Raw genomic sequence first — 26,096 nt, 5'->3', positions numbered from 1 at the left:
GGCTCGCCTAGCTCATATGCTCACTTCATGCGCGAGGGACGTGGAGCGGGTGTCGCCTTGGTGACTGGTTGCTCGGGTGACATCGGTGCAGCGGTCTGCCGTCGGCTCCACGACGACGGTTATACCGTCGCGGGCTGGGATCTGGCGCAGCCTCCGGCCGACAATGCCCTGGCCTGGTTCAGCCAGGTGGATCTCACCGCGCCCGAGGTTCCGCACGACGTCGTGGCCGGTCTGGCCGCCGTCGGCCCGCTGAGGTACGTCATTCATGTGGTCGGCGGCGCCGATGTCGACGAACTGCGTTGTGAAGACTCCGCGCTAGTGCCGGCGGATGTCTTCCGTCGGGTGGTTGCTGTGAACCTGTTCAGTGCTCACACCGTGTTACAGGCAACCGTGGGTTTGATGAGAGAGTCAGAAGGGGATCGTTCGTACACGTTCACCTCCTCGACCAATGCCATCGGCGGGTACGGTGCTCCGGGATACTCCGCCGCTAAGGCCGGGCTTCACGGCCTGGTCGGGGCGCTGGCCGGAAGCCTTGCACGTGGTGGGATCCGGATCAACGCCGTTGCCCTCGGCACGACCCGAACGGCCAACTATGTGCGGATCGGGCGGCTGATGGGGAGAGAAACGAACTTCGATAGCATCGGCAGCCGTACGCTACGCGGCGCAGTGCTTAGTCCGGATGAAGCAGCGGCGGCACTGGTCGCCATTGGCATTGCGAATCCCGCCATATCGGGTGAGGTGGTCATCGCAGATGCCGGACAACACTTGGCGCGCCGTTGACCTAGACCGCTGGCGCGCCAGGACACGCGGGGCAGTGCTTTATGTGCGGCAGACGTCGACAGAACTCGGACGTCGAGCGAGCGCTTACGTCTTCTCCTGGGCGTTGGGCGCCGTGTTCGCCGCTGTGGTTCTCGCTGGTGTCGCTGTAGCGGTTTACACCGAAGGATGGCTTGCGACGGTTGCCGACCTGGCGGTCAACGCGGCGGCTTCAGTCATGGTAGGCGCGGCCGCGGTCGCCGCGTTCGTAGTGACGTCGCGCAGGCAGTCGCTGAGACGGCTGTTGGAGGCGCATCGCGCAGGTCAAGGCCCTGGAGAGCGTACTCCCGACCGTGTGCGGCAGGCGAGGGCGGTCGCGGCGCAGTTAGTGGATCCGAAGCAATCAGGATCCATCGTGATCGAGGCGCCGGCGGGCAGTGGCCGCACCACGTTCCTGCGCCAGCTGGTCGACATCCTCAGCGATGAGGGGGTCGTGGCAATCGAGCTGAACGAGTGGGATCTGAGCGGCACCGCCGTGGTACAGGCCGCAACCGACGCCTTCCGGCGACTTATGGCTCGTGCGGGTGTCGACGCACCGCTTGTGCGAACCATGGAACTCCTGGCGAGACGGAGGGAGATCGTCGTATTGGTCGACGGGATCGATTCGTCTCCCCACGCGGCCCGTCGTGCAACAGCAGTCGATACGACGCGCAGGCGGCTGGAGGAGCTTGGCGCGGCGAGACTGGCCCATGTCGTGATCGTCGACGCCAACTCGACGCCGCCGGAACTGTTGCGGTCGCGCCTGCGTTTGACCCCCATCGGCAGCGACGCTCTCGCGCGTCTGGTGGCCGGGACGGCCGCTGTGGCGCTGGAAGGGTTCCACACGCCGTCGCGGAGGCTCGGTTCTCAGCTGGCACACCTTCGTCTGGGACTGCACACCCTGCGGGCCATGGCTGATGAAGTGCGGCAGGCCGCTCGCGACGAAGAGGCGCTGCTGGTCGCCCTACACGAGCACATTGCCGCTGACGGTCCGACGGCTTTGCTCATGCGCCGCCTTCACGCCGTGGGTCTCCTACCGCAGACCTCGCCCGGCCCTGGTATCGATGACCGGTCCATGGCAGGGGAGACGCTGGGGCAGATCCTCGAGTTCCTGCTGCTGGGTGACGGAACGCAGGTGCCCTGGACCGAGGTGGTCGCGCGCCTGGACTGGTCGAGGATCGATGAATTCATGCTCGGCCTTGCCGAACTGGAGCGCAAGGTGATCGTTGAGCGGCGGGAGCACGCGGGTGACCTGGTGATCCGCTTCCTGGACCCGGAACTGCGGGAGCTTGCGGTCGGAATGCGTCTGGCGATGTCGAGAAACGCCTTTCGGCATTCGGGCGCGCGCGGCGGAGGCGCGTTCGCCGGCGAACTCATCCAGCGCACGCTGATGGCGGATGGGATTGCCGAGCGTGACCTGGTCTGGAGGCAGGCTTACGAGGTGGCATTGCGGAACGGGTATCTCAGCGCGATGGGCGACGCGGACCGGGCAATCCGGGCGCTGGGTGAGGAGCCGCCGATGCTCACGGCCGGGCAGCTTGAGCGCCTCTGGGAGAAGGCCGACGACTTCGACCGGACGATGTATGTCAACCGGCTGCCTCAGGTTCTCACAGCCATCGCGCTCGACCTGCTCTGGAGCCGGCTGCGATCCCCTCTGTTCAATCGGACGTCACACGAGCTGCGCCGCGACATCGCGGCAGCAATCTGCGGGCGGGGGGATCTGGCGTGGCGGCGACTACACCAGTCGTGGGAGAAGCATGTGCGGGCCGCGGAATCGGGTGATCTGGCCTGGCAGGGGCGCCGCGGTGCTGTCTGGGGCGAACATGGCAACGCCGCAGCCTCGCTGTGCTGGATTCTGCCTACCGTTGCAGTCACGGCCACAGGCGGCGTGGCGGCCAAGGTGCAGCGGCTTCTCGACCGCCTGGTCGCCGCTACGGTTCCAGGCGGTGATTTGGCCACAAACGGACGGCCCGATCTGGGTATCGAGATCTCGCTGGCGGAGGGACTCAAGGATGCGGCACACCATGCCATGAGCGCGAGCCGCCTCCTGCCCGATCCGGTCTGGAGTTCGATAGCGCTGACGGCTGCCGCAGCGACATCCTGGGTGTCGCGCCTGCTCGCCCTGCAAGCCGCCCTGCTGGCGACGGCTGGTGATCCGGCGCGCCGGGACGCGTTCTCGGTGCTGGTGGCGCAACAAGTCGACGACCGACACCCGATAACCGCCAGCTACGCCCGGCTGCTTCGGGACTTCGTCGGGCTGGGTCATGAGCCGCTGAGTCGGCATGTATACGCCGTCGTCTGGGTCGACGACACCGACGCGCTCGCCGCTGCCGGTGACGACCTGGACGACAGGGCAGCGCGCACCCTTGCGGCGGTCACGCTGGTGCTCAATCTTGTCGAGGCCCGACTGCGCGTGATCGAAGCTGGGCAGACCGGCACCCAGCTGCGCGTGCGCGCGTTGAGCGCGGATGCGGTGCCGGGGTGTCTGCGGAGCCGGGTCATGGCCTACGGTGCCGAATCCGGCCGGTGCGGGTGCGATCTAGGCCTTTGCGGGCCGGAGCTGAGCATCCGCGCGGTCCGGCGCGTGTCGGAGCCGTTCGCGCACCGCTGCCTTGCCGGTAGACCCGACGACCTGCTGATTTATGACGGAGCCCTGGACGTCCACCTGCGGCGACTCATCCGACCATAACGGGCGAGGTGAGCGTTCCGGCGAGCGTGGTGGTGTGTTCTAGGGCCTAGTTCGCCGGCCATCGTGATCATGTACCCAGGGCGCATGTAGTTCGGAGACCCCAGGCTTCGTTGTGGGGTCGTTCGTCCTGCTCGGAGGCGGTCTCCAGGCCGCGCCTCGGGGCGCGTTCCGGTGACTCGTCGAAGATTGAGCGGGCCACAAGTATTGATCGACAAAGGTCACCACGTGCATTCCTGGCGGTTCCAGAACGTTGCAGCGGGGCCAGGGCTGAGATAGTAGCCACAGCCGAGATGTGTGGGAGCGTCGATATGAGCAAGTTGAGCACGATTCTTGACCAGATCGATTCCGGCACGATGCTGCTTCCCGAGTTCCAGCGTGGATACGTCTGGAACCGGGACCAGGTGCGTGGACTGATGCGTTCGCTCTATCTGGGCTACCCGGTCGGTGCGCTGCTCGTGTGGGAGACCGAAACGAACCCGGGTTCGGTGCGTGGGACCGGCGAGGTGGGCAACGGGGTAAAGCTCATGCTGCTAGACGGACAGCAGCGGATCACGTCGTTGTATGGAGTCGCGCGCGGCAAGCCGCCGGCCTTCTTCGAGGGTGACCAGACCGCGTTCACCAACCTGAGGTTCAACGTCGAAGAGGAGACCTTCGAGTTCTTCGCGCCGGCGAAAATGAAGGGTGATCCGACGTGGATTGATGTGACGGCTCTCTTCGTCGGAGGTCTGGAAGCACAGATCCATAAGCTGAGCGGGCATCCTGAGACGGCCCCGAAGATCGTTTCGTATATGACCCGTCTGAACCGCCTGCGGACTATTCTCGATCGGCAGTTCCACCAGGAGAAGATCACCGGGGCGGACAAGGGTGTTGATGTCGTCGTCGACATCTTCAACCGCGTCAATTCGGGTGGTACCAAGCTGTCGAAGGGCGACCTGGCCCTGGCCAAGATCTGTGCTGAGGCACCCGACGTCCGCTCGAGGATGCGCAAGCACCTCAGCGCCTGGTCATCGGCTGGCTTCCAGTTCAACCTCGATTGGTTGCTGCGCAACGTCAACGCCGTGGCCACCGGCCGAGCACAGTTCGAATCGCTTGACGGTGTGGATTCGGCCGCCTTCGCCAAGGCGCTGACCTTGAGCAAGAACTATGTCAGTGGCTTTCTCGACGTCATTTCCGGGCGGCTCGGCCTCGACCACGACCGGGTGCTGATGGGCCGCTATGCCTTCCCGGTGGTCTCCAGATTCCTGCACCTGAACGGGGGCTCGTTCACGGACGCCGCCGAGCGCGATCGGATGCTCTACTGGTATGTCCATGCTGCCCTGTGGGGACGCTTCGCCGGCTCGACCGAGACGGTCCTGTCCCAGGACTACGAGACGCTGGCCCGCGGTGGCATCGACGGGCTCATCGCCAGTCTGACCCGGTGGCGTGGCGGCAACCTCACGATCGACGGGCAGGACTTCGAGGGCTTCGGCCGGGGGTCGCGGTTCTACCCACTGCTCTACCTCCTCACCCGGGCTCAGGGTGCCCGCGACTTCGGCTCGGGTCTGGAGCTGAAGGCGGAGATGCTCGGCAATCTGACCTCGCTGCAGGTGCACCACATCTTCCCCAAGGCGCTGCTCTACAAGCACGACTACAAGCGGCCCGAGGTCAACGCCGTAGCCAACTTCTGCTTTCTGACGCAGCAGACGAACCTGGCGATCGGCAAGCGGCAGCCGGACGACTACTTCGCCGAGACGCAGCAGAAGCACCCAGGCGCTCTGGAATCCCAGTGGATCCCGACCGATCCCGCGCTCTGGCGCCTCGACCGCTACCGAGACTTCCTCGCGGCTCGGCGGGAACTGCTGGCGGCGGCCGCCAACGGCCTGCTCACCAGCCTGCGCGACGGCACGAAGCCTGCGGCGGAGCCACTGCAGCGGGTCGAGGTTCGCGAGGACGACGCCGACGACGTCCGCAACGTTCAGATCAAGGCGCTGGTCGGTGAGCTGACAGCGGCGGGCTGTGCCGAGCCGGCGCTGGACAGCGAGATCGCCGATCCTGCGACCGGGCGGGTGCTGGCGGTCGCCGAGGCGTTCTGGCCGGACGGCCTGCAGCCAGGACTGGGCCGCCCCGTCGTGCTGGAACTGGACCTCAATTCCGACCTGCCGCGGATGGAGGAGCTCGGCTACGAGGTCTTCACCTCCGTCGACGCGCTGCTGGGTTACGTAGCGCGCCGTAATGAGGAGGCCGCGGGGCTCGCCGACGGTGAGGAGCCCGCTGACGGCCTCGAAGCCGGCGAGTCCTCCATCGCGGTGATGCCGGAGTCGCCGACGGCCGTTGAGCAGGCTGGTACAGGTGCAGCGAGCGGAGCTGACTTCGACCAGGCCATGCGTGGAATCTATGAGGCCGCACGCACCGAGGCCGGCCACAACGCCTCGCTGTTCCTGGGCATGCTCGCTGAGCACGGAGGCATCACGACCGCGAAGAAGCTCCTGGCCAGTGCCGTCGTGTCGGATGGTTTCGTTGCACTGTGGGAACGCGGCCGGTTGGACCTGACTGTTGAAGCGCTGGTGACCAGGGCAGAGTTCGCTCGGCTGTTCACCGCGGAAGAGATGGAGACCGCTCGGGAACGGCTGCGCCAGTTCGACTATCCCGCGTGATTGATCGGCTGTTGCTGATCCGCCGCCTCAAGGCAGTCAGGCTGCCTTGAGGCGATGCTCGGACCCGAACGGGTCAGTCAGCATGTTTGACGAGGAACCGGTGGGTTTCAGCGAGCACGTCCATGGCTTTGTCGGTGCTTGCCAGCCGGGCGGCGAGCGTCGCCATCGCCAACTGCTTCGGCAGCGCATCGCTGAACTTCAGACCCACCAGCGCCCTGTCGCTGACCTCCGGCAGGCAGATCCGCTCCATCGCGTCGGCGATCCCTTCGCGCCACATCACGGGGGTGAGGTCTCCTCGCAGGCGGATGTGCCGGTCGTCGAAGCGCTGCATGGGGTCGGCGATGCCGCCGAGCGTGGCGGCCAGCGTCGCGTTGGCCCGATAACCGGCCCAGGTCCACCAGCGGACGTCGTCGCCGCGGTGGTCCCGCACGATGACGTTGCCGCCCGGGTGCACCACCGACGACTGCTCATCGCGTGCGCGCGCGATCCGGTCCACGGCACGTTTCGTCAGCCGTACCGGCGGGTCTGCACCCAGCAGCACATCGCGCATGGCGCGGGTGAGTGCGAAGGACAGCCCGGCCCAGCCCAGGTTTGTCCAGCGGGCACGGCCGCCGCCGTCGGCCGGTTCGACGAAGCAGCGACGGCGACGCCAGTCGATGTAGGTGACGGCCCAGCTCCGCCCGCCCAGCAAGAGTCGACGCTCGCCCTGGACCTCCTCGGTGAGCAGGCCGGGGTCGATGCGACCGAGCTCAGTACGGCCCGTGAGCACCGTGAACTCAGGCGGCCCGGTGAAGACCGCAGTCATTTCCATGAAGTTGCGACGGCCGAAACGCAGCTCCGCCGCGGGGCCGATGAACAGCATGCCCTGGTCATCCTCGAGGTAGCCGTTGTCCACGAGGTAGCGGACGATCGGAGCGGCGCTCGTGTCGAAGGGCGCGAGCGCGTTCCAAGACTGCTGCCAACTCCGGTCGCCGATACGGTGATCTTGCAAGCACAGGGCGAGGATCTGCTGGGCGACGATGTGGCGGGGCTCGGGCGGCGCCACCACCGGCTCTACCCAGTGCCGGCCCCACAGCAGCAGCAGCGCGGCCGCCTCGACCAGCGAGCCGGTGTCGACTGCCAGGAACAGGCAGTTGCGGGTGCTGCCGGGCCGCCGTCCGGTGCGGCCGAGGCGCTGCAGGAACGACGCCACGGTCGACGAACAGCGCTTCGCTGCACCTTGGTGCGGCTGCGTGCCCCGGCTCGGGGGCCAGTAGCACGCTCGCGATTGTCGCGGCGGCAGTGGCGAATGCCGCCATTCGCCGGCCCGGGAGACGGCGTGACCGCACAGCGCGGGACGATGCGACACCTTGATCGGATTCTCTTGTTGACCACATGGCGTGACCATATGAAAACCGAATGTGAAAGTCTGTATTCCGTTGTCAACTCGGGCCAGGCGAGGGGATGTGCGGCCCGGTCGATGGTCGCAGCTATACATCCGGGCACGTCACTTCGCCGTTCCGCCTCACCCCATCAGGTGACGCCTTCGAACGGGCAAGGCAGGTCGGTCGTGACCTCCGTGCACGCGAGGGACGACCGCTGCCTGTTCATCAGAGGTAGCCGGGCCGCATTCGACGACCCTGGCGGCGTCCAACTTGGCACCAGCCGTCCTGGACATCGCCGGTGCAGGATCCCGTCGATTTCGCCCTCTGCTGCCCCATGACGACAACCCTAGGATCACGCCGTGGACGATTGCCTGCCGCAGATCATCGAACCTACGTGACCGGCTGGACGCGGCTGTTCATCAGCTACAACCAGTACGAGGTATCGACTGTGCCCGGTGCGTCCGGGATGGCGATCTACAACCTCGGTGACGGGCTGCTGCACGTCGGCGGGCCGAACACGTTCACCGGCTTCTGCGGTGTGCACACCGGCTGGATCGAGGCACGGGCTCACATCCTGTCTGAGCCTCCCGAACAGGTCGACACGGGCTGGGATGCGATCAGTGAGGCGACGCTCTGGAGCCCGAGCGGCAGGCTTTCGGTCATCGGTCTGATGGGCGGCACCGAGGCGGGCCTCGCCGGTGTCGCCGTTCCGCGAGGGCTGATCCGGGTTCGGGTGCACGCGCGCGGCCGCCTGCATGAGGCCGTACACAGCGACGGCGACCCGCCGGAGCGGCATGCGCTGCACATCTGGGCGGTATCCGAACAGACGCCATCACGCACTCTGCTGGCAGACCCGCAACGCCGGGGCTGGCAGCAGAAACCGGCGAAGGCCGCTGAGTGGGCGATGCTGTCACTGGCACCGCGCCCGTCAGGCCGCCCGGCGATCCTGCCACCGCTGCCAGACGACCCTTACCAGGACGACTCCGGCCTGTCGCGGGTGACGGTGGTCCGCCACCGGCCTGCACCGGTGGAGGTCCCGGTGGGCGTGCTGCCCGCAGGTGACCTGGAGGTCCGGCTGGAGCCGGTCGACGGCGAGACCTTCAGCTGGACTTGGGCCACCGCCGACGAGCCGATCTTTCCTCAGCCACTCGTTGCGCTGCCGGACGACGAACAGAGCACGGTGCGGCTGACTCGCGGCCCGGACGGCTTCACGCTGCGGCACGAGGCAGTGCTCGGCCGGCACGCCTTCGCCCTCGGCGTGCTTTGGGACCACCTGCTCGACACCGCCGGCCGGTATCCGTGGATGGACACGCTCCGCGAGCAGGCCGCGCAGGCACATGCACTCGCCGACAAGGGCCCGCCGCCGGCAGGCTGAGCGCGAAGCCGAGCGGTGGGGAGGCACACCGCCGTCCGACCGTGTCCGCGGGCTCCCCGGTCAGGCACAGTCCCTGGCGCGGATCGACCGCCCGCTGCTTGACCGCATCGAAGCGCTGCCTGCCGCCCGCCAGCGAGAAACCGCCTGCTGGGCCGCCCGCCACGCGATGCGCGTGGCCGGGCTCGAGCAGGTCGGCTGGATCGCCGAAGCGCCTGCCGCCGCCGACGCCGCCCGCCCGCTGCGCCCTTTGCTCACCGAGCAGGGCGGTGCCGCGGCGTTCAACCGGCTGCTATCCGATCCCGAAGTGCCGCGTACCACCGTGGCTTTTTACCCCGATCCACGAGTGTTCCGGACCCAAGAGATCACGGAGATGCTTCAGCAGGCCGCCGCATTCCCCGCACTGATCGCCTTGGCGATCGAAGATCCGCTGGCCGCGGCGATCGACGCCGTCTACAACGCGGCGATCGCCCACGGAGACGAACGGGACCGCTTCCTGGCCGACGCACACACCGCCCTGCGCTGAACCCGACCTGGCAAGCCGATCAAGACTGCGGATCACCTCGCGTCATGCGCGAATTGCGGCTCGAACGGAGCCGACCGTGAGGATGCCCGCCATGTGAGCGCCGACGCCCCGCGTCTGGCGTCAAGCAACGCGGCAGTGTTCCATCTGGAGCCGGGACGGCTGTGCGTGCTCGCCTTCCGGCACCGTCACGCGTGCGTGATGGTGGCCCGGGCCGGCATCCGGGAGCTGCTCGACGCGCATCCCGTCGAGCGAGCCGGTACACCGTGGGCAGCCGGTCAGATCCCCGATGGGCGGCCAACCAGACGGCGACGGCTCACCTGGAAGATCGCCGCGTGCACGCCTGACAGGTGCCGTGGGACCCTCTCGAACCTCATTCAGGAAACCACTGGCGTCCCGCCGTGGGCGGCACGCCTCAGTGAGAAATACATCTGCACCGTGTCCGCTGGTCGGCACAGCGATCTCCTCCTCGGCACCATGCCCGGTCGTGCGCTGCACGCTCTGCGGAGGCCGCCGGAGCGGATGCCGCGCCGGTATGTCAGTGGCCGTGTCAGGCCGGCGACGGGTCGGTGACAGGACGGTCGACGACGGTAGGTGCCATGAGCGGTTCGGCGACACGAACTCAAGGCTCTGGCAGGGGACTCAGCACCACCTCTGGCCCGGACCCTGTGCCGCCGTCCGTCCGGCCCATCCGATCTCGTACCGGCTTCGAAGGAGCACCCCACCATGTCCCTCACCCTCAACCACCAGGACAAGCTCACCCTGCGCACCGCCGCGTACGGCGCCGTGACGCTCCTGTCGGCAGCCGGCGCCGCCGGCGGCTCCCCGCACCGGATCGCCACCGACGGCTCCATCGCCCTGGCCTCGGCCACCGGCCCGGTCGGGCACGTGCTCGCCGAGAAGTCGACGGCCGTGAAGCTGAAGGGCAGCTCGGTGGCCGCGATCGCCGACCAGGTGCTCCCGGCGCTCACCGAGGCGATGAGCCTGCTCAAGAAGCAGGACCCGGCCGAGGCCGACAACTTCCGCGGCACCGTCCTGGTCGCCGTCGAAGCAGCCACCCGCAAGGACGGCGTCAGCCCCACCGTCGCGGACATGATCCGCAAGATCACCGCGGCGCTCGACGCAGCGTGACCTCCTGCCCCGGGGTCCAGGCACGGACCCCGGGGCCCCGGGCGACGCCGGTCACACCGGCGTCGCCCACCCCGATCCCGCGCACCGCTCATCGAACACCACGACAAACCGGAACCGATCCAACAGACCGAACGCGTACACGAGGAGATTCATCATGAACAACAGCAACGGCGGTTTCTCCAAGACGGGGCTGCACAAGCTGCACGACGTGCTGGCACGGCACGTCGACTCCGGCAAGATCCCCGGCCTGGTCGCACTGGTCAGCCGCGGCGACCAGACCCATGTCGAGACGATCGGAACGATGCGCCACGACGGCGGCCCGCCGATGAGCCGCGACACGATCTTCCGGATGGCCTCGACCTCCAAGCCGGTCACCGTCGCCGCGGCCATGATCCTGCTCGACGAGTGCCGGCTGCGGCTGGACGACCCGGTGCAGCAGTGGCTGCCCGAACTCGCCGACCGGAGGGTGCTGACCCGGATCGACAGCCCCCTGGACGACACCGTCCCTGCCCGGCGGCCGATCACCGTACGGGACGTGCTGACCTCCACGTTCGGGATCGGCATGGACATGACAGCGCTCGGCACCCCGATCATGGGCGCGATCTTCGAGCAGGGGCTCACCCCGAACCTGCCCGAGCCGATGCCCGAGCCGGACGAGTGGCTGCGCTGGCTCGGCGCGCTGCCGCTGATGCACCAGCCCGGCGAGCAGTGGCAGTACCACATCAGCAACGACCTGCTCGGCGTGCTCGTCGCCCGGGCGTCGGGCCAGCCGTTCGAGTCGTTCCTGGCCGAACGGCTCTTCGAGCCGCTGGGGATGAACGACACCGGTTTCCACGTGCCCGACGACAAGATCGACCGGCTGCCGCCGCTGTACGCCCCCGACCCGCAGACCGGGGAGTTCCACGTGTGGGACGACTCGGAGAGCGGGAGGTGGAGCCAGGCTCCGGCGTTCGCCGGCGGCGGTGGCGGGCTGGTCTCCACCGTCGACGACTACCACGCCTACTTCCGGATGCTGCTCAACGACGGCATGCACGGCTCCGAACGGATCCTGTCCCGGCCCGCCGTCCAGCTGATGACCACCAACCAGCTCACACCCGAGCAGAACGCCGCCCGCAACGCCATGGCCCGCGACAACGTCCACATCTCGTTCGGTCAGGGCCAGCACGGCGGCTGGGGCTACGGGATGGCGGTGCGCACCTACCGCGGCGACTACGCCAACATCGGCCAGTTCGGCTGGGACGGCGGCAGCGGCACCTCGACCTACGCCGACCCGAACGAGCAGCTCACCGGCATCCTGCTCACCCAGGTCGGGGCGTCGGTCCCGGACTCCATCCGGGCGATGCACGACTTCTGGACCACGGTCTACCAGTCGCTCGACGACTGACAGCAGGCCCGCATCCAGCAGACACGGACGACGGCCACCGTGACGTGGCGGTCGGCGTCGAACGCAGGGATCGAAGACAGGGGCGGCGCGACTCCAGCAGAGTCGCGCCGCCCCTCACGTCAGGGCCAGCATCCACTCCACGCCCCGGCGGGCCGTGGCGATGCCCGGCTCGCGGGACTGGGCGGTGACGACGAGCACGCGGCCGTCCTTGCGCGGATACAGGTAAACGCCCTGCCACCACGGTTCGCCGTCGTGCTCGTACGCCAGCTCGATGACCTGCACGTCAGGGCCCATCGTGCGGCGGGCGACGACCGTCTGACCGGGGGTGATCATCACGTCCGGGTCGGCGATGCGCACCGGGCCCTGCACGGAGATCGACGCGTCGTGCTCGCCGGCGAGGCAGTACGGCTCGCTGGTCGACTCGACGCTGAAGCCTGCCGGCCAGGCCGCGATGAAGGCGCTGGTCTCGATGACCCAGAACGGATGGTCCGGGCCGGGTTCCACGTCGACGACGCCGGGTACGGAGTGCGCGTCCGCCGGGTCGAGGAGCGCCTTCGCCGGGCCGGCTGCACCCCGGTTCGTCACCACCACGGCGTCGGGCGCGGCGTCGGACCGTTCGAACTTGTACGGCCAGTACGGCGTCAGCACCATGCCATAGCCGGCGACGCGGGCCAGAACGTGTCCCATGGGCGCGCACTGTAGTCACCGCAGCGCACCGGCGATTTCTCAGCCCTGGCGTTCAGACGCCTGACACGGTCCGGGAAGCCCGCCGGGCGAAACGGGCCGCGACTGTCGCGGCCGCAGCTCGGCCCGCAACTGCAGGAACCGGAACACCCCCGGTTCACCGGTGACCGTCTGGTATCCGTCGACGACGGCGTCGACGAACGCGGGGACGTCCGCGGCCGGCAGCCGTGAGGTCCAGTCCGCGAACCCGACCGTGCACCACTGCGCGAACTGCTCACGCGAGCCGAAGTCCCATTCGCGGTCGACGACCGACCGCTGTACGACCTCCAGGCCCGCACGTCCCGCGATCGCGGACAGTGCGTCGGGCTCGATGTGCACGTACGGCTGCGTGAAGCCGTCGAACGCGTGCGCCCAGCGCGGATCGTGCGCCGTGTCCATCGCGACGCGTTCGACACTGCGCCGGGGACCCTGGCAGACGAACTGCACCAGCACCCGCCCGGTGGGTTTGAGCGCCGCCGCGATGTTGCGGTAGGCGGTCTCCTGCTCGGCCACCCAGTGCAGCGCGTTGAACGAGACGACGAGGTCGAAGTCGGGCCCGAACGTCATGGTGACGACGTCGCCGACCTCGAACGACACGTTGGCCAGCTGGTCGTCGGCGGTGCGCGCCACCTCGATCATCCGGGGTGACGGATCCACGCCGAGCACGGCTCCGTCGGGCACCCGGGACGCGATCAGCCGGGTCACATACCCGTCGCCGCAGCCGACGTCGAGCACCTGCTCGGTGCCCGTGACCGCGACGGACTCCAGCGAGGCCGTCGCCATGGCGCGCTGCAGCCCGCTGATGTGCGCGTAACCGGCGCCGTCCCAGTCGGCCATCTGCGCTCCCGGTTGCAAGACAGTCGCCACCGAATACCAAGGTGGATTCTCTCGCTTCCACCGGACGCAAACCGATCGACACGCTTTCTGGATCGGTTCAAGGACGAGGAACGCTGGTGGCTGATCCCTGCCATGGCAGTACGCCGCCAGCGCCGACGCCTTCCGGGAACCCGCCGCCGGCCGGTGAGATCCGTGCATGTCCCCTCACCTACTGCTCCGCCGCAGCGGGCGCCGCCTGCTGGCCGCGTTCGCGGTCGGCGCGCTCGCCTCGACGCTGCTCGTCGGCCCGCTGGCGCGATCCGCCGCCGACGCCGCGATGGCGGCACCGGCGCGCCCGGGCCCCACCACCACGGTCACGCTCATCACCGGTGACGTCGTCTCGGTGACCGAGACGGCCAAGGGCGAGTACGCCACCGACGTCCGGCGTCCCGGCGGCGCCCGGGGCGGCGTGCACGTGCAGACGATCGGCGACGACCTGTTCGTCTTCCCCGCCGAGGTCATGCCCTACGTCGCGGCGGGCACGCTAGACCGCAGGCTGTTCGACGTCACGCTGCTGATCGAGAACGGGTACGACGACCAGCACTCCGACGGCATCCCGCTGATCGTCGGCTACGCCGACGCCAAGGGCGCCGCGAAACCCGCCCCGGTCGGCACGACGAAGCTGCGGCCGCTGACCAGCGTGCGCGGCTCGGCCGTCAAGGCCGCCAAGCAGAAGATGCGCCACGTCTGGGAAGCCCTCACCCCGCGCGCGGTCACCTTCGACGTGAACCCGAAACCGGTGCTCGCCGACGGGATCGCGAAGGTCTGGCTCGACGGCAAGGTGCGGGTGAACCTGGCCGACAGCACCGCCCACATCGGCGCGCCGCAGGCGTGGTCGGCCGGATACGACGGCAAGGGCGTGAAGGTCGCGGTCCTGGACACCGGCGTCGACCTGAACCACCCCGACCTCGCGGGCCGGGTCGCCACCACGGCCAGCTTCGTGCCGGGCGAGACCGTCGCCGACGGGCACGGCCACGGCACCCACGTCGCCTCGACCGTCGCCGGCAGCGGCGCCGCCTCCGGCGGACAGGAGAAGGGCGTCGCGCCCGGCGCGGACCTCATCGTCGGAAAGGTGCTCGCCGACGGCGGCTACGGCGAGGACTCCTGGATCATCGCGGGCATGGAGTGGGCGGCCGCGCAGGGCGCCCGCGTGGTCAACATGAGCCTGGGCAGCAACCAGCCGACCGACGGCTCCGACCCGATGAGCGCCGCGGTCGACCAGCTCACCGCCGACAAGGGCACGCTGTTCGTGGTCGCCGCGGGCAACTCCTGGGGCGAGGCGTGGATCACGCCGCCGGGTGCGGCCGACGCGGCCCTGACGGTCACCGCGATCGACTCGGCCGACCGGCTCGCCGACTTCGCCAGCCGCGGCCCCCGTTTCGGCGACTACTCGCTCAAGCCCGACCTCGCCGCACCCGGCGTGGACATCCTCGCCGCCCGGTCGGGCGGCAACGCCGCCGACGGCTACTACACGTCGATGAGCGGCACCTCGATGGCGACCCCGCATGTGGCGGGAGCGGCGGCGATCCTCGCCCAGCGGCATCCCGAGTGGCGGGCCGGGCAGCTCAAGGACGCGCTCATGAGCACCGCCGCGCGCCTGGACGGCTACACGGCATACCAGGTGGGGTCGGGGCGGGTGGACATCCCGGCCGGGCTGAACGCCGCCGTGACCGCGACGGGTTCGGCGTACTTCGGGTTCCAGGAGTGGGGCCGGGTCAGCCCGACCCCGATCGACCGGACCGTCACCTACACCAACACCGGCGACAGCCCGGTGTCGCTGCAGCTGGACGTGACCGGCCACGTCGCCGGCGGCCCGTACGACAGCGACCCGCACGCCGACGAGGGGACCCCGGCGCCGGGCATGTTCACCCTGTCGGCGTCCACGCTCGTCGTCCCGGCCCACGGCACCGCGTCGGTGACCGCCACCGCGCACCCGCAGCTCGGGGCGCCCGGCCGCCGCTATCTCGGCGAGATCGCCGCGACCGGCGGCGCGGGCGCGGCGACGCGCACCACGCTCGGCATGTTCCTGGAGGAGGAGCGCCACGACCTGACGTTCTCGGTCAAGGACACCAACGGCGAGCACCTGTCGGTGTGGCTGGAGGTGCAGCGGCTCGGCGAGCAGGGGCTGCTGGGCACACCGGGCACGGAGCCCGATCCCGTGTACGTGCCCGCGCCGCCCGGCGTCACCCTGGCCGCGCTGCTCAGGCAGCGCCAGGACGACTTGCGCGACGCCGAACGGGCCGTGACCGACCTGGTCGACCAGTTCCGCTCCCCGGACCTGCGCCACGACGTGATCGAGGTGCTCACCGACGTCGCCGACGTCCGGCGGCGGTTCTTCCAGATCCAGGAGGCGGCCCGCCACGAGGTGCTGTCCATGGTCGTGCCGAACCTGCGGGTCGTCCCGCACCGGGAGAACGTCGCCGAGATCGCCGGTATGAAACGCGGCGTACGCTACCGGGCGCTGCTCGACCGCGAGGCGCTGCTCGCCCAGGACATGCAGGCCGACGTGCGCGCATCGCTGGCGGCCGGGCAGGAGATCCGGGTCGTCGACGAGGTACCGGTCAAGATGATGATCGTCGACGGGCATACCGCGCTGCTGCCGCTGCACTCGTCGGCCTCGCCGACGTCGGTGCTGGTCCACCGCAGCGGCCTGCTCGCGGTCCTGATCGCCTTCTTCGAGGCCGAATGGGCGCGGGCGTTCCCGCTCGAACCGGCCGACGCCGACGACACGGTCACCGAGAACCAGCTCGACGACCTGGACCGGCAGGTGCTGGCCCTGCTGCTGTCGGGTCTGACCGTCCACGCCGTGGCCAACCAGCTGTGCCTGTCGCTGCGCACCGTCCACCGCCGGATCCGGCAGCTCATGACCAAGGCCGGCGTCGAGAGCCGCATCCAGCTCGGCTGGGCGGCCGCCCGCAACGGCTGGGCCTGAACCGCCGACGCGGCAGCTCCGCGGCGACGCCGTGAGGTCCGCGGCCGCCGGTCAGGGCAGGTTGAGCTGCCAGGACACTCCGAAGCGGTCGCTGACCCAGGCGAACCGGGTGCTGAAGCCGTAGTTCGACGGTGGCATGAGGTCGTGGCCGCCGTCGGACAGCGCCGCGTGCAGGCGGGTGAGTTCGGCCTCGTCCCTGCATTTGACGAACAGCGACAGTGACGGCGTGAACGTGAAGGCGTGCTTGACGTAGCTGTCGCTGCACAGCAGCCGCTGCCCGGCCACCTTGAATTCGGCGAGCTGCACGCCGGTGTGCTCGCCCTGGTGCGGCGTCACGGAGAGGATCTCGCCGTCGTCGAACAGCGAGACGTAGAAGTTCATGGCGTCGGTGGCGGCGCCTTCGAACATCAGGAACGGGGTGATCGCGGGGTCGTCGGTGTTCATGACCGAACGTTAGGCAAGTATCCGCTTGCCTGTCAAGGTGGCGCGCTCGGCGGGGATGCGCGGGGAGCGAGGTGAGGTCACCCGTCCGCCCGCAGCCGGCGGCGACGGGTGGCCGCCGCGATCCCGTGGACCAGCCGGGCCAGGTCCGCGGCCCCCTCGGCGTCGTCGGCGCGGCGCACCGTCGTGAGGATCGGCGCGACCTCGTCGAGCTCGACGCGCTCGCGCAGCAGCACGAACTGCAGCACCAGCCCGGCCAGGCGGGCGTTGCCGTCGTCGTACGGGTGGAAGAACGCCACGTCGAGGTAGGCCCGCGCCGCGCGGGCCGTCACCGGAGTCTGCCGGTCGGCGGCCTGCGCCAGACACGAGACGAACCGGTCCTCGGTGTCGGCGTGCAGCCCGTACCGTTCCCGGCCGTTCTTCGCGTACGCCGCCGCCCGGCGAAACGACGCGGCCGGGACACCACGACAGGTCCCATTCCAGCGGGCCAGCAGGTCCACGGTGAGGTCGGCGCCGGCCGCGGCTTCGAGCCGCACCTCGGCGTACGCGGCCAGCAGGCGGCTCGCCCGTTGCGGGTCACGCCCGGCCGACCCGTGGACGAAAACGGCGAAGCCGTCACGCGCCGCCGACACCGGCGCTGCCGGGTGCGCGACGACATCCCGCCAGCCCACGCCCTCCCGCACCCGCTGCCACACCGCCAGATGGTCAGGCGTGGTCAACGGCCACCCGCCGGGCCAGGTCCTCGGCCACCGACTCCACGACCGCCCGCGCCGGCTCCACCCAGCTGGCGAAGCGGCCGGAGACCGCGTGTTCGAGCAGGTCCTTCCGGCGCTCGGGTTCGATGCCGGCCGCTTCGAGCAACCAGCCGAGCACGGTCTTGCAGCAGTCGTACCAGCCGGACTCGTACTGCGTGCGGTCACCGACCGCGGTCACCAGATGCGCGACCGCGCGCTCCCAGCCGTCCACGTCATCGGCGGGCAACGGCAGGAACCGGTCGAACCGCTCCGCCAGATCGTCGAGCCACTCGCGCCACTCGACCAGGGCCGCGGCGATCCCGGCCGCGGTCGCCTCCGGTGTTTCGGCCGAGTGCGACAGGCAGCACCACGAGCCGACCGGTCCGCCGTCGAGGTCGCCCTCGCCGACCGACCAGCGCCAGCCCACCGCCCACCGCCCGTACCGCTCGACGAGCCCGGCCGAGATGCTTTCCAGCCACAGCTCCCGCAGCCGCCAGTCGGCCTGAGCCGACGGCGGTTGCGACGCGGCCACCAGACCGCTCACGACCACCGGGACCGTGTCGGGGTCGAACACCCCATCCAGGGTTTCGGCGTCCGCCCAGCTCAGCTCCCACGGATGGGGCAGGGGGCGCTCCCGAAACGCCGGATAGACGCTCACCCGGCCACGACCCTGCACAGCCCGCCAGGCCGGTGGCTCGCCCGTACCGTCGGCTGCGGGCGAGGCCGCGGCGGCGAAACGGCCGCGCGCGTCGGTGGCGAGCTCGACCAGCAGTTCGTGCCAGGCCACCACGGCCTCGGCGATGCGGGTCAGCGTCTGGTCCGGGGTCGTCACCGGCGGGCGGTGCCCTCGCCAGACCGGGATGACCCCGCGGTCTTGGAAGTCCTCCATCGCGAGCGTGTACCACCAGCCGACCACCCAGTCGCCCAGGTGCCCGACCAGCGCCTCGGTCATGCGGTCGTACCAGAAGTCGACCAGCCACTGGTCGGCGCCGGGCTGCGGAACCTCAGCGGCCGGTGGCAGCGACCGCACCACCTCGGCGACACCTGCCGGATCGAACGCAGGCCGCGCGGCGGGATCGACGTCCCGCCACGTGAGTCGCCAGAGCTCACGGATTTCGACTCGATCGGTCACACTCGCCCTCCCAGACGGCAGCCAGCGAGCTTAACGGAACCCGGCGGCTGTGTCAGAGCAGTTCCGACCGGTCGAGCAGCAGCGTGAGCAGGAGCTCGCCGGCGAGCGCGATCACCCCGAACACATACGCCTGCACCCCGGACGGCATGGACCAGCGCCGCGCGATGGGGCTCAGCCCGTAGGCAGTCATCACCACAGCCGCGATCGGTACGCCGCCCAGCAGGCCGAACAGCAGCACCCCGGCCCCGTACCCGCCGGCCTGAAACCACGACTGCCGAAACGCCATGCCGTCGACGAGCCGCACCTCGACGGTGCTTCCGGGCGTCAGCTCCCCACCGGCGTTCGGCATCGCCACCGATCGCGACGACAGCGAGCCGTCCGCGGGCGTGAACGTTCCGGCGCAGTCGGTCCATTCCGTCATGGTCTCCTGGTCGATGACCTCCGACGTGCAGCGGGAGACGTAGACGGTGCCGGGCTCACCGGCCCATCCGGCCCGGGCGAGCGACTCCGCGCCCATCTCCCGTACCAGCAAGGCGTTGAACCACATCCAGAGCAGCGCGACGGCGAGCACGCCCAACCAGATCAGCACGCCGGAGGCCTTCTCCCGGAACGCGGCCGCGCTGCTCATGAGACAAAAGCTACCGGCGTACGGCGAATCTGTGGAACGGCTGGTCCGGGACTGGTGACCGATCCACACAGGACGTTCACAACATCGACCGATGTCGTCCACGACGGGTGTGTCCAGGCCGTGAGGCGTGGCACGATCGCCGCACCGTCGTCGTGCCGGCAGTGTTCGGCAGAGCGACTTTCCATTCGGAAAGAGAGGGCATGTCCGATGCGGTTCAACCGACGTCAGCTGATCGCCGTGGCGCTCGCGGTGGTGGTGTCCCTAGCCGGTTGCGCACCGCCGGATGGCCCCAGCGACGAGGAGATCCTTGCAGTCGGCACCAAGGCGCTGGACGCCGTGCCGATGCCGGCCGACTGGAGGCCGCGCGGCCGGTCCGCCGAGCGGGTCAGATCCCACCTGGCTTGGCACCGTTACTACAACGCGCCCGGCAGCCACGTGGAAGTCCTGCTCACCATCGACCGGTTGATGACCGAGGCAGGCTGGACGCGCGGCGACGACTGCCTCGGCCCCGACGGCAAGTGCTTCTACTACGAGACGGCAGACTTCCACGTGATGCCGACCGCCACCGACACGGTCTGCGAGGGCATCCCCGCCCCGTGCTCCTCGGTGCAGCTCTGGATGAGCCGACGGTGACGAGGTCGAACACGGCATCAATCCGTCATGAGCGAGTTGCGGGTGTAGCTGCGCCGATAGGTGATCGGCATGTGTCGAAGTGATTGTTGCCTCTGGTGCCCCGCTGCCGGAATGTGCAACGATCCCTTCGCATCGCGGTAGGGCGTATCAACGCACCGGACCCACACCCCGTGGTCCCGCGCCGCTATCGCCTCACTCTGGAGGACACCCCCGTGAGACTCGTTCGACCGGCCGGCAGCCGACCGGCCTCGATGGCGCTCGCCGTCGTCGCGACAGCCGCCCTCGTGGCGGCCTCGGCGGCAGGCGGCGCGCAGGCCGCCCCGCCGAACTCGACGGCCACCGCGCTGTACCTCGTCCAGACCGTCAGCGAGCCGGTCGCCAACTACGCCGGTGGTGTCAGCGGTTACGCCGCGACCCGCCCGGCCGCCGGTGAGCGTGTGGACGCGCATTCGGCGGCGTCGAAGAGGTGGCGCGACCGGCTGCGCGGCGAGCACGACGCCGCGCTGCGCGGCGCGCGGGTCGACACCGGCAAGAAGTCCTACGACTACGGTGTCACGTTCAACGGCTTCAGCGCCCGGCTGACCGCGGCCGAGGTCGCGCGCCTGCGGGCCGACCGCGGCGTGCTGCGGGTGTGGAAGAGCGAGCAGCTGACCGGCGACACGATCACGACCCGTGACTTCCTGGGCCTGACCGGCACCGGCGGGGTGTGGAGCAAGCAGTTCGGTGGTGACTCCCACGCCGGTGAGGGCGTGATCGTCGGCATCATCGACTCCGGCATCTGGGCGGAGAACCCGTCGTTCGCCGCGCTGTCGTCGCCGCGGCCGGACCAGCGGGTCATCGACAAGAAGTGGAAGGGCACCTGCGACACCGGTGTCGAGCAGCCGATCGCCTGCAACAACAAGCTGATCGGCGCCCGCTACTTCCACGACGACGCCAACGTCAACGACGCCGAGTTCCTGTCGCCGCGTGACTACAACGGCCACGGCTCGCACACCGCGTCGACCTCGGCCGGCAACTCGGGTGTGACCGCGTCGATCAACGGCGGCGTCGTCGGCACCGTGTCCGGTGTGGCGCCCGCGGCGCGGATCGCGGCGTACAAGGTGCTGTGGCACAACCCGGCCGCGGGCAACTCCTCCGGCGGCACCGCCGACATCGTCGCGGCGATCGACGCGGCCGTCGCCGACGGTGTCGACGTCATCAACTACTCGATCTCCGGGTCGAGCCAGTACGTCGTGGACCCGGCCGAGATCGCGTTCCTCAACGCCGCCGCGGCCGGTGTGTTCGTGTCCGCGTCTGCGGGCAACTCCGGTGACACGATCGGCGTGAGCAGCGTGGCGCACAACTCGCCGTGGCTGACCACCGTCGCGGCCAGCACCCACGACCGCGGCAACACCAAGACCGTGACCCTGGGCAACGGCGCGACCTACACCGGTGTCGGCGTCGGCGTGGCCGCCGGCCCCGCGACGCTGATCGACTCGACCGACGCCGGTCTGCCGGGCGCGGACCAGAACCTGGTCAACCTGTGCTACCTCAACACGCTCGACCCGGCGAAGGTGACCGGCAAGATCGTGCTGTGTGACCGGGGCGGCAACGCCCGCGTGGAGAAGAGCGCCGCGGTCGCCCAGGCCGGCGGCATCGGCATGATCCAGGCCAACACCAGCGCCGCGCAGTCGCTCAACGCCGACTTCCACTCGGTGCCCAGCATCCACCTCGACGCCGCCTCCGGCGCTGCGGTCACCGCGTACGTCGCTTCGGACGCGAACCCGACCGCGAGCATCTCCGCGGTCAGCACCGACCCGGTCCGCGCCCCGGCCATGGCCGGCTTCTCGTCCTACGGCCCGGCCCTGGCCGGTAACGGCGACCTGCTCAAGCCGGACATCACCGGGCCCGGCGTCGACGTCATCGCGGCGGTGTCGCCGGCCGCGAGCGGCGGCAACCACTTCAACTCGCTGTCGGGCACCTCGATGTCGGCCCCGCACATCGCCGGCATCGCCGCCCTGATCAAGAGCAAGAACCCGAAGTGGTCCCCGATGTGGATCAAGTCGGCGATGATGACCACGGCCACCACCAAGGACAACACCGGTGCGCCGATCCAGTGGTCGCAGGGCGACGCCACCCCGCTCAACTACGGCGCGGGCCACGTCGTGCCCGGCAGCGCCTTCGACCCGGGCCTGGTCTACGACTCGACGCCGGAGCAGTGGCTGCAGTACGCCTGCGGCATCGGCCAGCTGCAGCTGATCACCGAGCCGGAGTTCTGCGCCTCGGTCGGCTCGATCGACCCGAGCGACCTGAACTACCCGTCGATCGCCGTCGGCGACGTGCCCGGCGCGCAGACGGTCACCCGCCGGGTGACCAACATCAGCAAGAACTCGTCGGTGTACGCCGCGCAGGTCACCGCCCCGGCCGGGTTCACCGTCAAGGTCGAGCCGAAGACCATGACGGTCGCGCCGGGCAAGTCCAAGACCTTCAAGGTCACCATCACCCGCACCACCGCCGCCGCGGGCACCTGGGCGTTCGGCTCGCTGACCTGGTCGGACCTGCGCAACCACAAGGTCACCAGCCCGATCGCGGTGCGCTACTCGGCACTGGCGGCACCGGTCGAGGCCACCGGCACCGGCACCAGCGGCAGCACCACGCTGTCCCTGCGCACCGGGTACGCCGGCACCCTGACCACCGCCGTCGGCGGCCTGACCGCCGCCGACGTCAGCACCCTGGCCTTCGCCGGCCCGAACCCGACCTTCACCCCGATGGAGTCGGACTCGGTCAAGAAGGTCACGGTGACGGTCCCGGCCGGCACCGCCGTCGCCCGGTTCTCGACCTTCGACGCCGACGTGCCCGCGGGCACCGACGTGGACGTGTTCGTCTACCCGGCGGGCAACACCGGCAGCCAGGTCGCCAGCAGCACCGGCGGCACCGCGCAGGAGTCGGTGACCCTGACCGAGGGCAGCTACGACGTGTACGTCCACCTGTTCGCGGCGTCCGGCGCGGTGACGATGCCGGGCAACGCCTGGGTCGTGCCGAACACGGCGGCCGGCAACCTCACCGCCACCCCGGCCACCCAGCCCGCGGCCGTCAACGGACCGGCGACGGTCACCGCGACCTGGACCGGCCTCACCGCCGGCGTCCGCTACCTGGGCGTGCTCGCCTACGGCAACGGCAGCGCTCCGATCGGCCGGACGGTGCTCGCCGTCAACGGCTGACCGGCCACGCAGTAGAAGGGGCGCCTTCCCTGGCAGGGAAGGCGCCCCTTGCGCGTGCTGAGCCGCAGGCGGCGACGTGAAGCCTAAAGCGACCAATCGGCTGATTCGCCAACAAAGCCGCTATCCGCGTCATACGGTGATCCGGAACTGTGTGCCGATCACCGGAGGAAACGCATGAACACCCGGACCCGATCCCTGGTCCTGCTCGCCGCCGCCATGACCATGGCCGGCGCGGCCGTCACCGGCTGCGGCGCCACCACGGCGACACCGGCCGCACCGGCCGTCGTGGCCGCACAGCCCAGCGCCTCCGGCCAGTTCAACAACACCGACGTCCAGTTCGCACAGCAGGCCATCGCCCTGCGGCAGCAGGCACGCTGGCTCGCGCAGCAGGCCGTCGAAGGCGCCCAGTCGGTCGGGCTCAAGCAGTATGCCACCGAGGTCCAATCGGCCTCGCAACCGCAGATCGACCAGCTGACCGCCTGGCTGACCCAGCACAACCTGCCGGTGCCCTCGGCCGCGCCCGGTGCGATGGCGTCCATGCCCGCGATGGCGTCCGCCGCGCCGAACACGATGCCGTCACTGCCGGCCATGCCCGACGCCGCCACACTGCAGGGACTCAGCCCTGAGCAGTTCCAGGCCCGGGTCGTCGAGCTGTTCTCCGCCAACCACGAGGGCCTGCTCGGCTCCATCACCGCCGAGCTCGCCAACGGCGTCGATCCCACCGTCAAGGGCATCGCCGATCAGCTCAAAGCCACTGCCGCCAGCGAGCAGCAGCAGCTGCAGGCCCTGGCCGGTCCCACACCGACGCCTTCGCGCTGACCCGGCCCGGACGAGACGCACCGACCGCTGACCGCGGTGGCTGTCGCCACGGTCAGCGGTTTCCTCACTCGGCGGTCGTCCGTCTGTCGGCGTCCAGGGCGGCCTGCTCCACGCGCCGGTGGTAGTCCGTCCACCACGGCTCGTCGGCGGCGGGCAGGTTGTCGTGGCTGGGCAGCAGCCCGGCCGCGCCGTCGATGAGTTCGCGCACGATGTCGGCGTGGCCGGCGTGCCGCTGCGTCTCGGCGGTGACGTGGACCAGGACGTGGCGCAGCGTGGGCGTCGCATCGCCCCACCACGGCACCCGGCCGAGGTCGTCCAGCGCCAGGGCTTCGATGGTGGCGTCGGCGTGGGCGGCCGCGCGGCGGTACAGGTCCACGATCTGCTCGCGGGTCTCGTCCGCGGTCGCCCACATGTCGTCGTTGGCCTCCGCCGCCTCGCCGACGAAGGGCAGCTCCTGCTCGAACGGCCGGCCGAACACGACGCCGAAGTAGAGGATCTCCGTGGCCGCCGAGTGCTTCACCAGACCGAGCAGGTTGGTGCCGGTCCGGGTCAGCGGCCGCCGGATGTCGTACTCGCCGAGCCCGTCGAGCTTCCACAGCAGCGAGTCGCGGCCGCCCCTGAGGTAATCGTGCAGGTCTGCCTTCATCGCGCCACTATGGCACCGCGCGTATGCCGGCGCTGCCCCGAAGGACCGGGCCCGAAACCGCGCCGCAGGTCAGGAGGACAGCGCTTTGCTCTTGAGGACCTCGAACTCGGCCTGGGTGATCGCTCCGGTGTCGAGCAGCGACTTCGCCTGCGCGATCTGGTCGGCGGGCGAGCCGCCGGTGCCGACGGCGGCGCGGATCTGCGCGTCCATCTGCTGCTTCATTGCCTGCTGCTGCTTCAGGGCGCGGTCGGTCATGCCGCGGCCGCGCACGATGAGGTAGAGCAGGATGCCCAGGAAGGGCAGGACGATGACCAGGATGGTCCACAGGGCCTTGGCCCAGCCTGAGGTCTCGTGATCACGGAACAGGTCCGAGAAGATCATGATCAGCAGCCAGAACCAGATCACGAACAGGAAGAACTCGAACATGAACAGCAGGAAGTCGCCGTTGCCGAACGACGACTGGGCCATGGTCATCATGTGCGTCCCCGGATGTCATTGATTTCGACCCGGCGCGTCATCGCTTCCGGTTTATTCCAAACGCTAGGGCAAATGCCGCGTTGATGTGGTCAAACGGTCCGAGAAGGCACCCGCCGTCCGGGGCGTGCGGGTGGGCGTGGCCAATACCCGGACGGCCGTCGTGACCGGAGTGCGAGTGGTCCCGGCTTGCGCAGGTTCGGGCGGATGGCCATTATGTGCCTTGATCACGAAGGTGATGAAGGAAAGTGACGTCCACCTGGTGTCGGCCTGCCGCCGCGTCACCCCGGCCGCGCACGAGCGTCGTGGTGCCGGCCGACCAGGCGTCGCAGCGTCGCGAGGAGGACTGCACACGTGCCAGACGAGACGACGGCAGCCGGTGGAGAAGACCGGGCCGGCCGGCCGCAGCACACCGATCACCAGCGCCGACGCCGCCTGCGACGGTGGTGGCTGTTCAGCGCCACAGCCTTGGCCGTGCTGCTCTGCATCCAGCCGCTGTTCACCGGCGGCGACGATGCGGGCTCCCCGCCCTCGGCGTGGCATCCCGACACCGCGTCCGACGGCAGCTGGTCGATCGGCCCGGCGCAGCCGACCGTCGAATCGGCCCGGCCCACGGCCACCCCTGCGGCCGCGCCGAGCTCAGCCGGCCCGACACGACCCGCGACCACGGCTGCTGCCGGCCCCTCGCGGTCACCTGACCGGGAGGTCGGCCCCGCCGACGCGGCCGGGGTGCAGGAGCTGGCGACGAAGTACTGCTGGCAGCACGTGAACGGCTCCATGGCGACGCCCCGCGCGGACGGCGGCTGGCAGTGCGTACGCCTGCTGGTGTTCGTGCGAGCCGTCGACATGGACGTCGCGTGCGCCGACGCCTACGGCAAGGGCGCCTACGCGCGGACCGCCGACCCCGCCGACGCGTACGCCTGGCGCTGCTACCGGCGCTGACCGAAGCACCTTTAACCGATCACCC

At 69.7% G+C, this 26,096-nt stretch carries 21 protein-coding genes; 12 read left to right on the top strand and 9 right to left on the bottom strand.

The window, feature by feature from the left end:
- The first annotated feature begins 27 nt into the window (after positions 1-27).
- From Cco03nite_RS02245 to Cco03nite_RS02235, 3 genes are all read left to right on the top strand, one after another.
- Positions 28-780: an SDR family NAD(P)-dependent oxidoreductase gene (locus Cco03nite_RS02245; RefSeq protein ID WP_203688212.1), complete on the top strand. Its 753-nt coding sequence runs from the start codon at positions 28-30 to the stop codon at positions 778-780.
- Positions 781-1,171: 391 nt separating this feature from the next.
- Positions 1,172-3,484: an ATP-binding protein gene (locus Cco03nite_RS02240; protein WP_203688211.1), complete on the top strand. Its 2,313-nt coding sequence runs from the start codon at positions 1,172-1,174 to the stop codon at positions 3,482-3,484.
- 308 nt (positions 3,485-3,792) lie between these two features.
- On the top strand, positions 3,793-6,117 hold the full coding sequence (locus Cco03nite_RS02235; RefSeq protein ID WP_203688210.1) for a GmrSD restriction endonuclease domain-containing protein: 2,325 nt from the start codon (positions 3,793-3,795) through the stop codon (positions 6,115-6,117).
- 73 nt (positions 6,118-6,190) lie between these two features.
- Here the strand turns inward: Cco03nite_RS02235 and Cco03nite_RS02230 are convergent, their stop codons facing one another.
- Complete coding sequence (locus tag Cco03nite_RS02230; RefSeq protein WP_239167045.1) at positions 6,191-7,309, bottom strand: DEAD/DEAH box helicase; 1,119 nt, start codon at positions 7,307-7,309, stop codon at positions 6,191-6,193.
- Positions 7,310-7,875: 566 nt separating this feature from the next.
- On the opposite strand from Cco03nite_RS02230, the gene Cco03nite_RS02225 reads away from it, so the two are divergent.
- The 4 genes from Cco03nite_RS02225 to Cco03nite_RS02210 all read left to right on the top strand — a co-directional run bounded on the left by Cco03nite_RS02225 (position 7,876) and on the right by Cco03nite_RS02210 (position 11,891).
- Complete coding sequence (locus Cco03nite_RS02225; RefSeq protein ID WP_203688209.1) at positions 7,876-8,856, top strand: hypothetical protein; 981 nt, start codon at positions 7,876-7,878, stop codon at positions 8,854-8,856.
- Positions 8,819-9,379, top strand: coding sequence for a hypothetical protein (locus Cco03nite_RS02220; RefSeq protein ID WP_203688208.1), 561 nt, complete (start codon positions 8,819-8,821; stop codon positions 9,377-9,379). The genes Cco03nite_RS02225 and Cco03nite_RS02220 overlap by 38 nt, the downstream gene beginning before the upstream one ends.
- Positions 9,380-10,102: 723 nt before the next feature.
- On the top strand, positions 10,103-10,507 hold the full coding sequence (locus Cco03nite_RS02215) for a hypothetical protein (protein ID WP_203688207.1): 405 nt from the start codon (positions 10,103-10,105) through the stop codon (positions 10,505-10,507).
- A 154-nt stretch (positions 10,508-10,661) separates the two neighbouring features.
- Positions 10,662-11,891, top strand: a complete 1,230-nt coding sequence (locus tag Cco03nite_RS02210) for a serine hydrolase domain-containing protein (RefSeq protein WP_203688206.1) — start codon at positions 10,662-10,664, stop codon at positions 11,889-11,891.
- 114 nt (positions 11,892-12,005) lie between these two features.
- Here the strand turns inward: Cco03nite_RS02210 and Cco03nite_RS02205 are convergent, their stop codons facing one another.
- On the bottom strand, positions 12,006-12,578 hold the full coding sequence (locus Cco03nite_RS02205) for a hypothetical protein (protein ID WP_203688205.1): 573 nt from the start codon (positions 12,576-12,578) through the stop codon (positions 12,006-12,008).
- A gap of 39 nt (positions 12,579-12,617) precedes the next feature.
- A complete protein-coding gene (locus tag Cco03nite_RS02200) occupies positions 12,618-13,451 on the bottom strand; it encodes a class I SAM-dependent methyltransferase (RefSeq protein WP_203688204.1) in 834 nt (277 codons plus the stop codon).
- Positions 13,452-13,647: 196 nt separating this feature from the next.
- Between Cco03nite_RS02200 and Cco03nite_RS02195 the strand changes: the two genes are divergently transcribed.
- Positions 13,648-16,422, top strand: coding sequence for a S8 family serine peptidase (locus tag Cco03nite_RS02195; protein ID WP_203688203.1), 2,775 nt, complete (start codon positions 13,648-13,650; stop codon positions 16,420-16,422).
- A gap of 51 nt (positions 16,423-16,473) precedes the next feature.
- Here Cco03nite_RS02195 and Cco03nite_RS02190 read toward each other — a convergent pair whose 3' ends face one another.
- The 4 genes from Cco03nite_RS02190 to Cco03nite_RS02175 form a co-directional block, all read right to left on the bottom strand.
- Positions 16,474-16,866, bottom strand: coding sequence for a VOC family protein (locus tag Cco03nite_RS02190; RefSeq protein WP_203688202.1), 393 nt, complete (start codon positions 16,864-16,866; stop codon positions 16,474-16,476).
- Positions 16,867-16,943: 77 nt separating this feature from the next.
- Entirely contained in the window at positions 16,944-17,582 is a 639-nt protein-coding gene (locus Cco03nite_RS02185; RefSeq protein ID WP_203688201.1) for a Fic family protein, read from the bottom strand.
- Entirely contained in the window at positions 17,569-18,630 is a 1,062-nt protein-coding gene (locus tag Cco03nite_RS02180) for a hypothetical protein (protein WP_203688200.1), read from the bottom strand. Before Cco03nite_RS02180 ends, Cco03nite_RS02185 begins: the two co-directional genes overlap by 14 nt.
- Positions 18,631-18,781: 151 nt before the next feature.
- Positions 18,782-19,357 carry a hypothetical protein gene (locus Cco03nite_RS02175; RefSeq protein ID WP_203688199.1) on the bottom strand — a complete coding sequence of 192 codons (576 nt, stop codon included), beginning with the start codon at positions 19,355-19,357 and terminating at the stop codon, positions 18,782-18,784.
- Positions 19,358-19,564: 207 nt separating this feature from the next.
- On the opposite strand from Cco03nite_RS02175, the gene Cco03nite_RS02170 reads away from it, so the two are divergent.
- The 3 genes from Cco03nite_RS02170 to Cco03nite_RS02160 all read left to right on the top strand — a co-directional run bounded on the left by Cco03nite_RS02170 (position 19,565) and on the right by Cco03nite_RS02160 (position 24,009).
- Positions 19,565-19,990, top strand: coding sequence for a hypothetical protein (locus Cco03nite_RS02170; protein ID WP_203688198.1), 426 nt, complete (start codon positions 19,565-19,567; stop codon positions 19,988-19,990).
- A 212-nt stretch (positions 19,991-20,202) separates the two neighbouring features.
- Positions 20,203-23,190: a S8 family serine peptidase gene (locus tag Cco03nite_RS02165; RefSeq protein ID WP_239167044.1), complete on the top strand. Its 2,988-nt coding sequence runs from the start codon at positions 20,203-20,205 to the stop codon at positions 23,188-23,190.
- A 174-nt stretch (positions 23,191-23,364) separates the two neighbouring features.
- The gene (locus Cco03nite_RS02160) at positions 23,365-24,009 is read left to right on the top strand and encodes a DUF305 domain-containing protein (protein ID WP_203688197.1); all 645 of its coding nucleotides are present in this window, start codon (positions 23,365-23,367) and stop codon (positions 24,007-24,009) included.
- 64 nt (positions 24,010-24,073) lie between these two features.
- Here Cco03nite_RS02160 and Cco03nite_RS02155 read toward each other — a convergent pair whose 3' ends face one another.
- Positions 24,074-24,655: a DinB family protein gene (locus Cco03nite_RS02155; RefSeq protein WP_203688196.1), complete on the bottom strand. Its 582-nt coding sequence runs from the start codon at positions 24,653-24,655 to the stop codon at positions 24,074-24,076.
- Positions 24,656-24,724: 69 nt separating this feature from the next.
- Positions 24,725-25,129, bottom strand: coding sequence for an SHOCT domain-containing protein (locus Cco03nite_RS02150; RefSeq protein WP_239167043.1), 405 nt, complete (start codon positions 25,127-25,129; stop codon positions 24,725-24,727).
- Positions 25,130-25,483: 354 nt separating this feature from the next.
- On the opposite strand from Cco03nite_RS02150, the gene Cco03nite_RS02145 reads away from it, so the two are divergent.
- On the top strand, positions 25,484-26,071 hold the full coding sequence (locus tag Cco03nite_RS02145; RefSeq protein WP_203688195.1) for a hypothetical protein: 588 nt from the start codon (positions 25,484-25,486) through the stop codon (positions 26,069-26,071).
- Positions 26,072-26,096: the final 25 nt, after the last annotated feature.

Origin of the sequence: Catellatospora coxensis (assembly GCF_016862635.1) — a bacterium.
Lineage (GTDB): Bacteria > Actinomycetota > Actinomycetes > Mycobacteriales > Micromonosporaceae > Catellatospora > Catellatospora coxensis.
The sequence above is the reverse complement of the archived record's forward strand: the minus strand, read 5'-3'. Positions and strand labels throughout refer to the sequence as shown.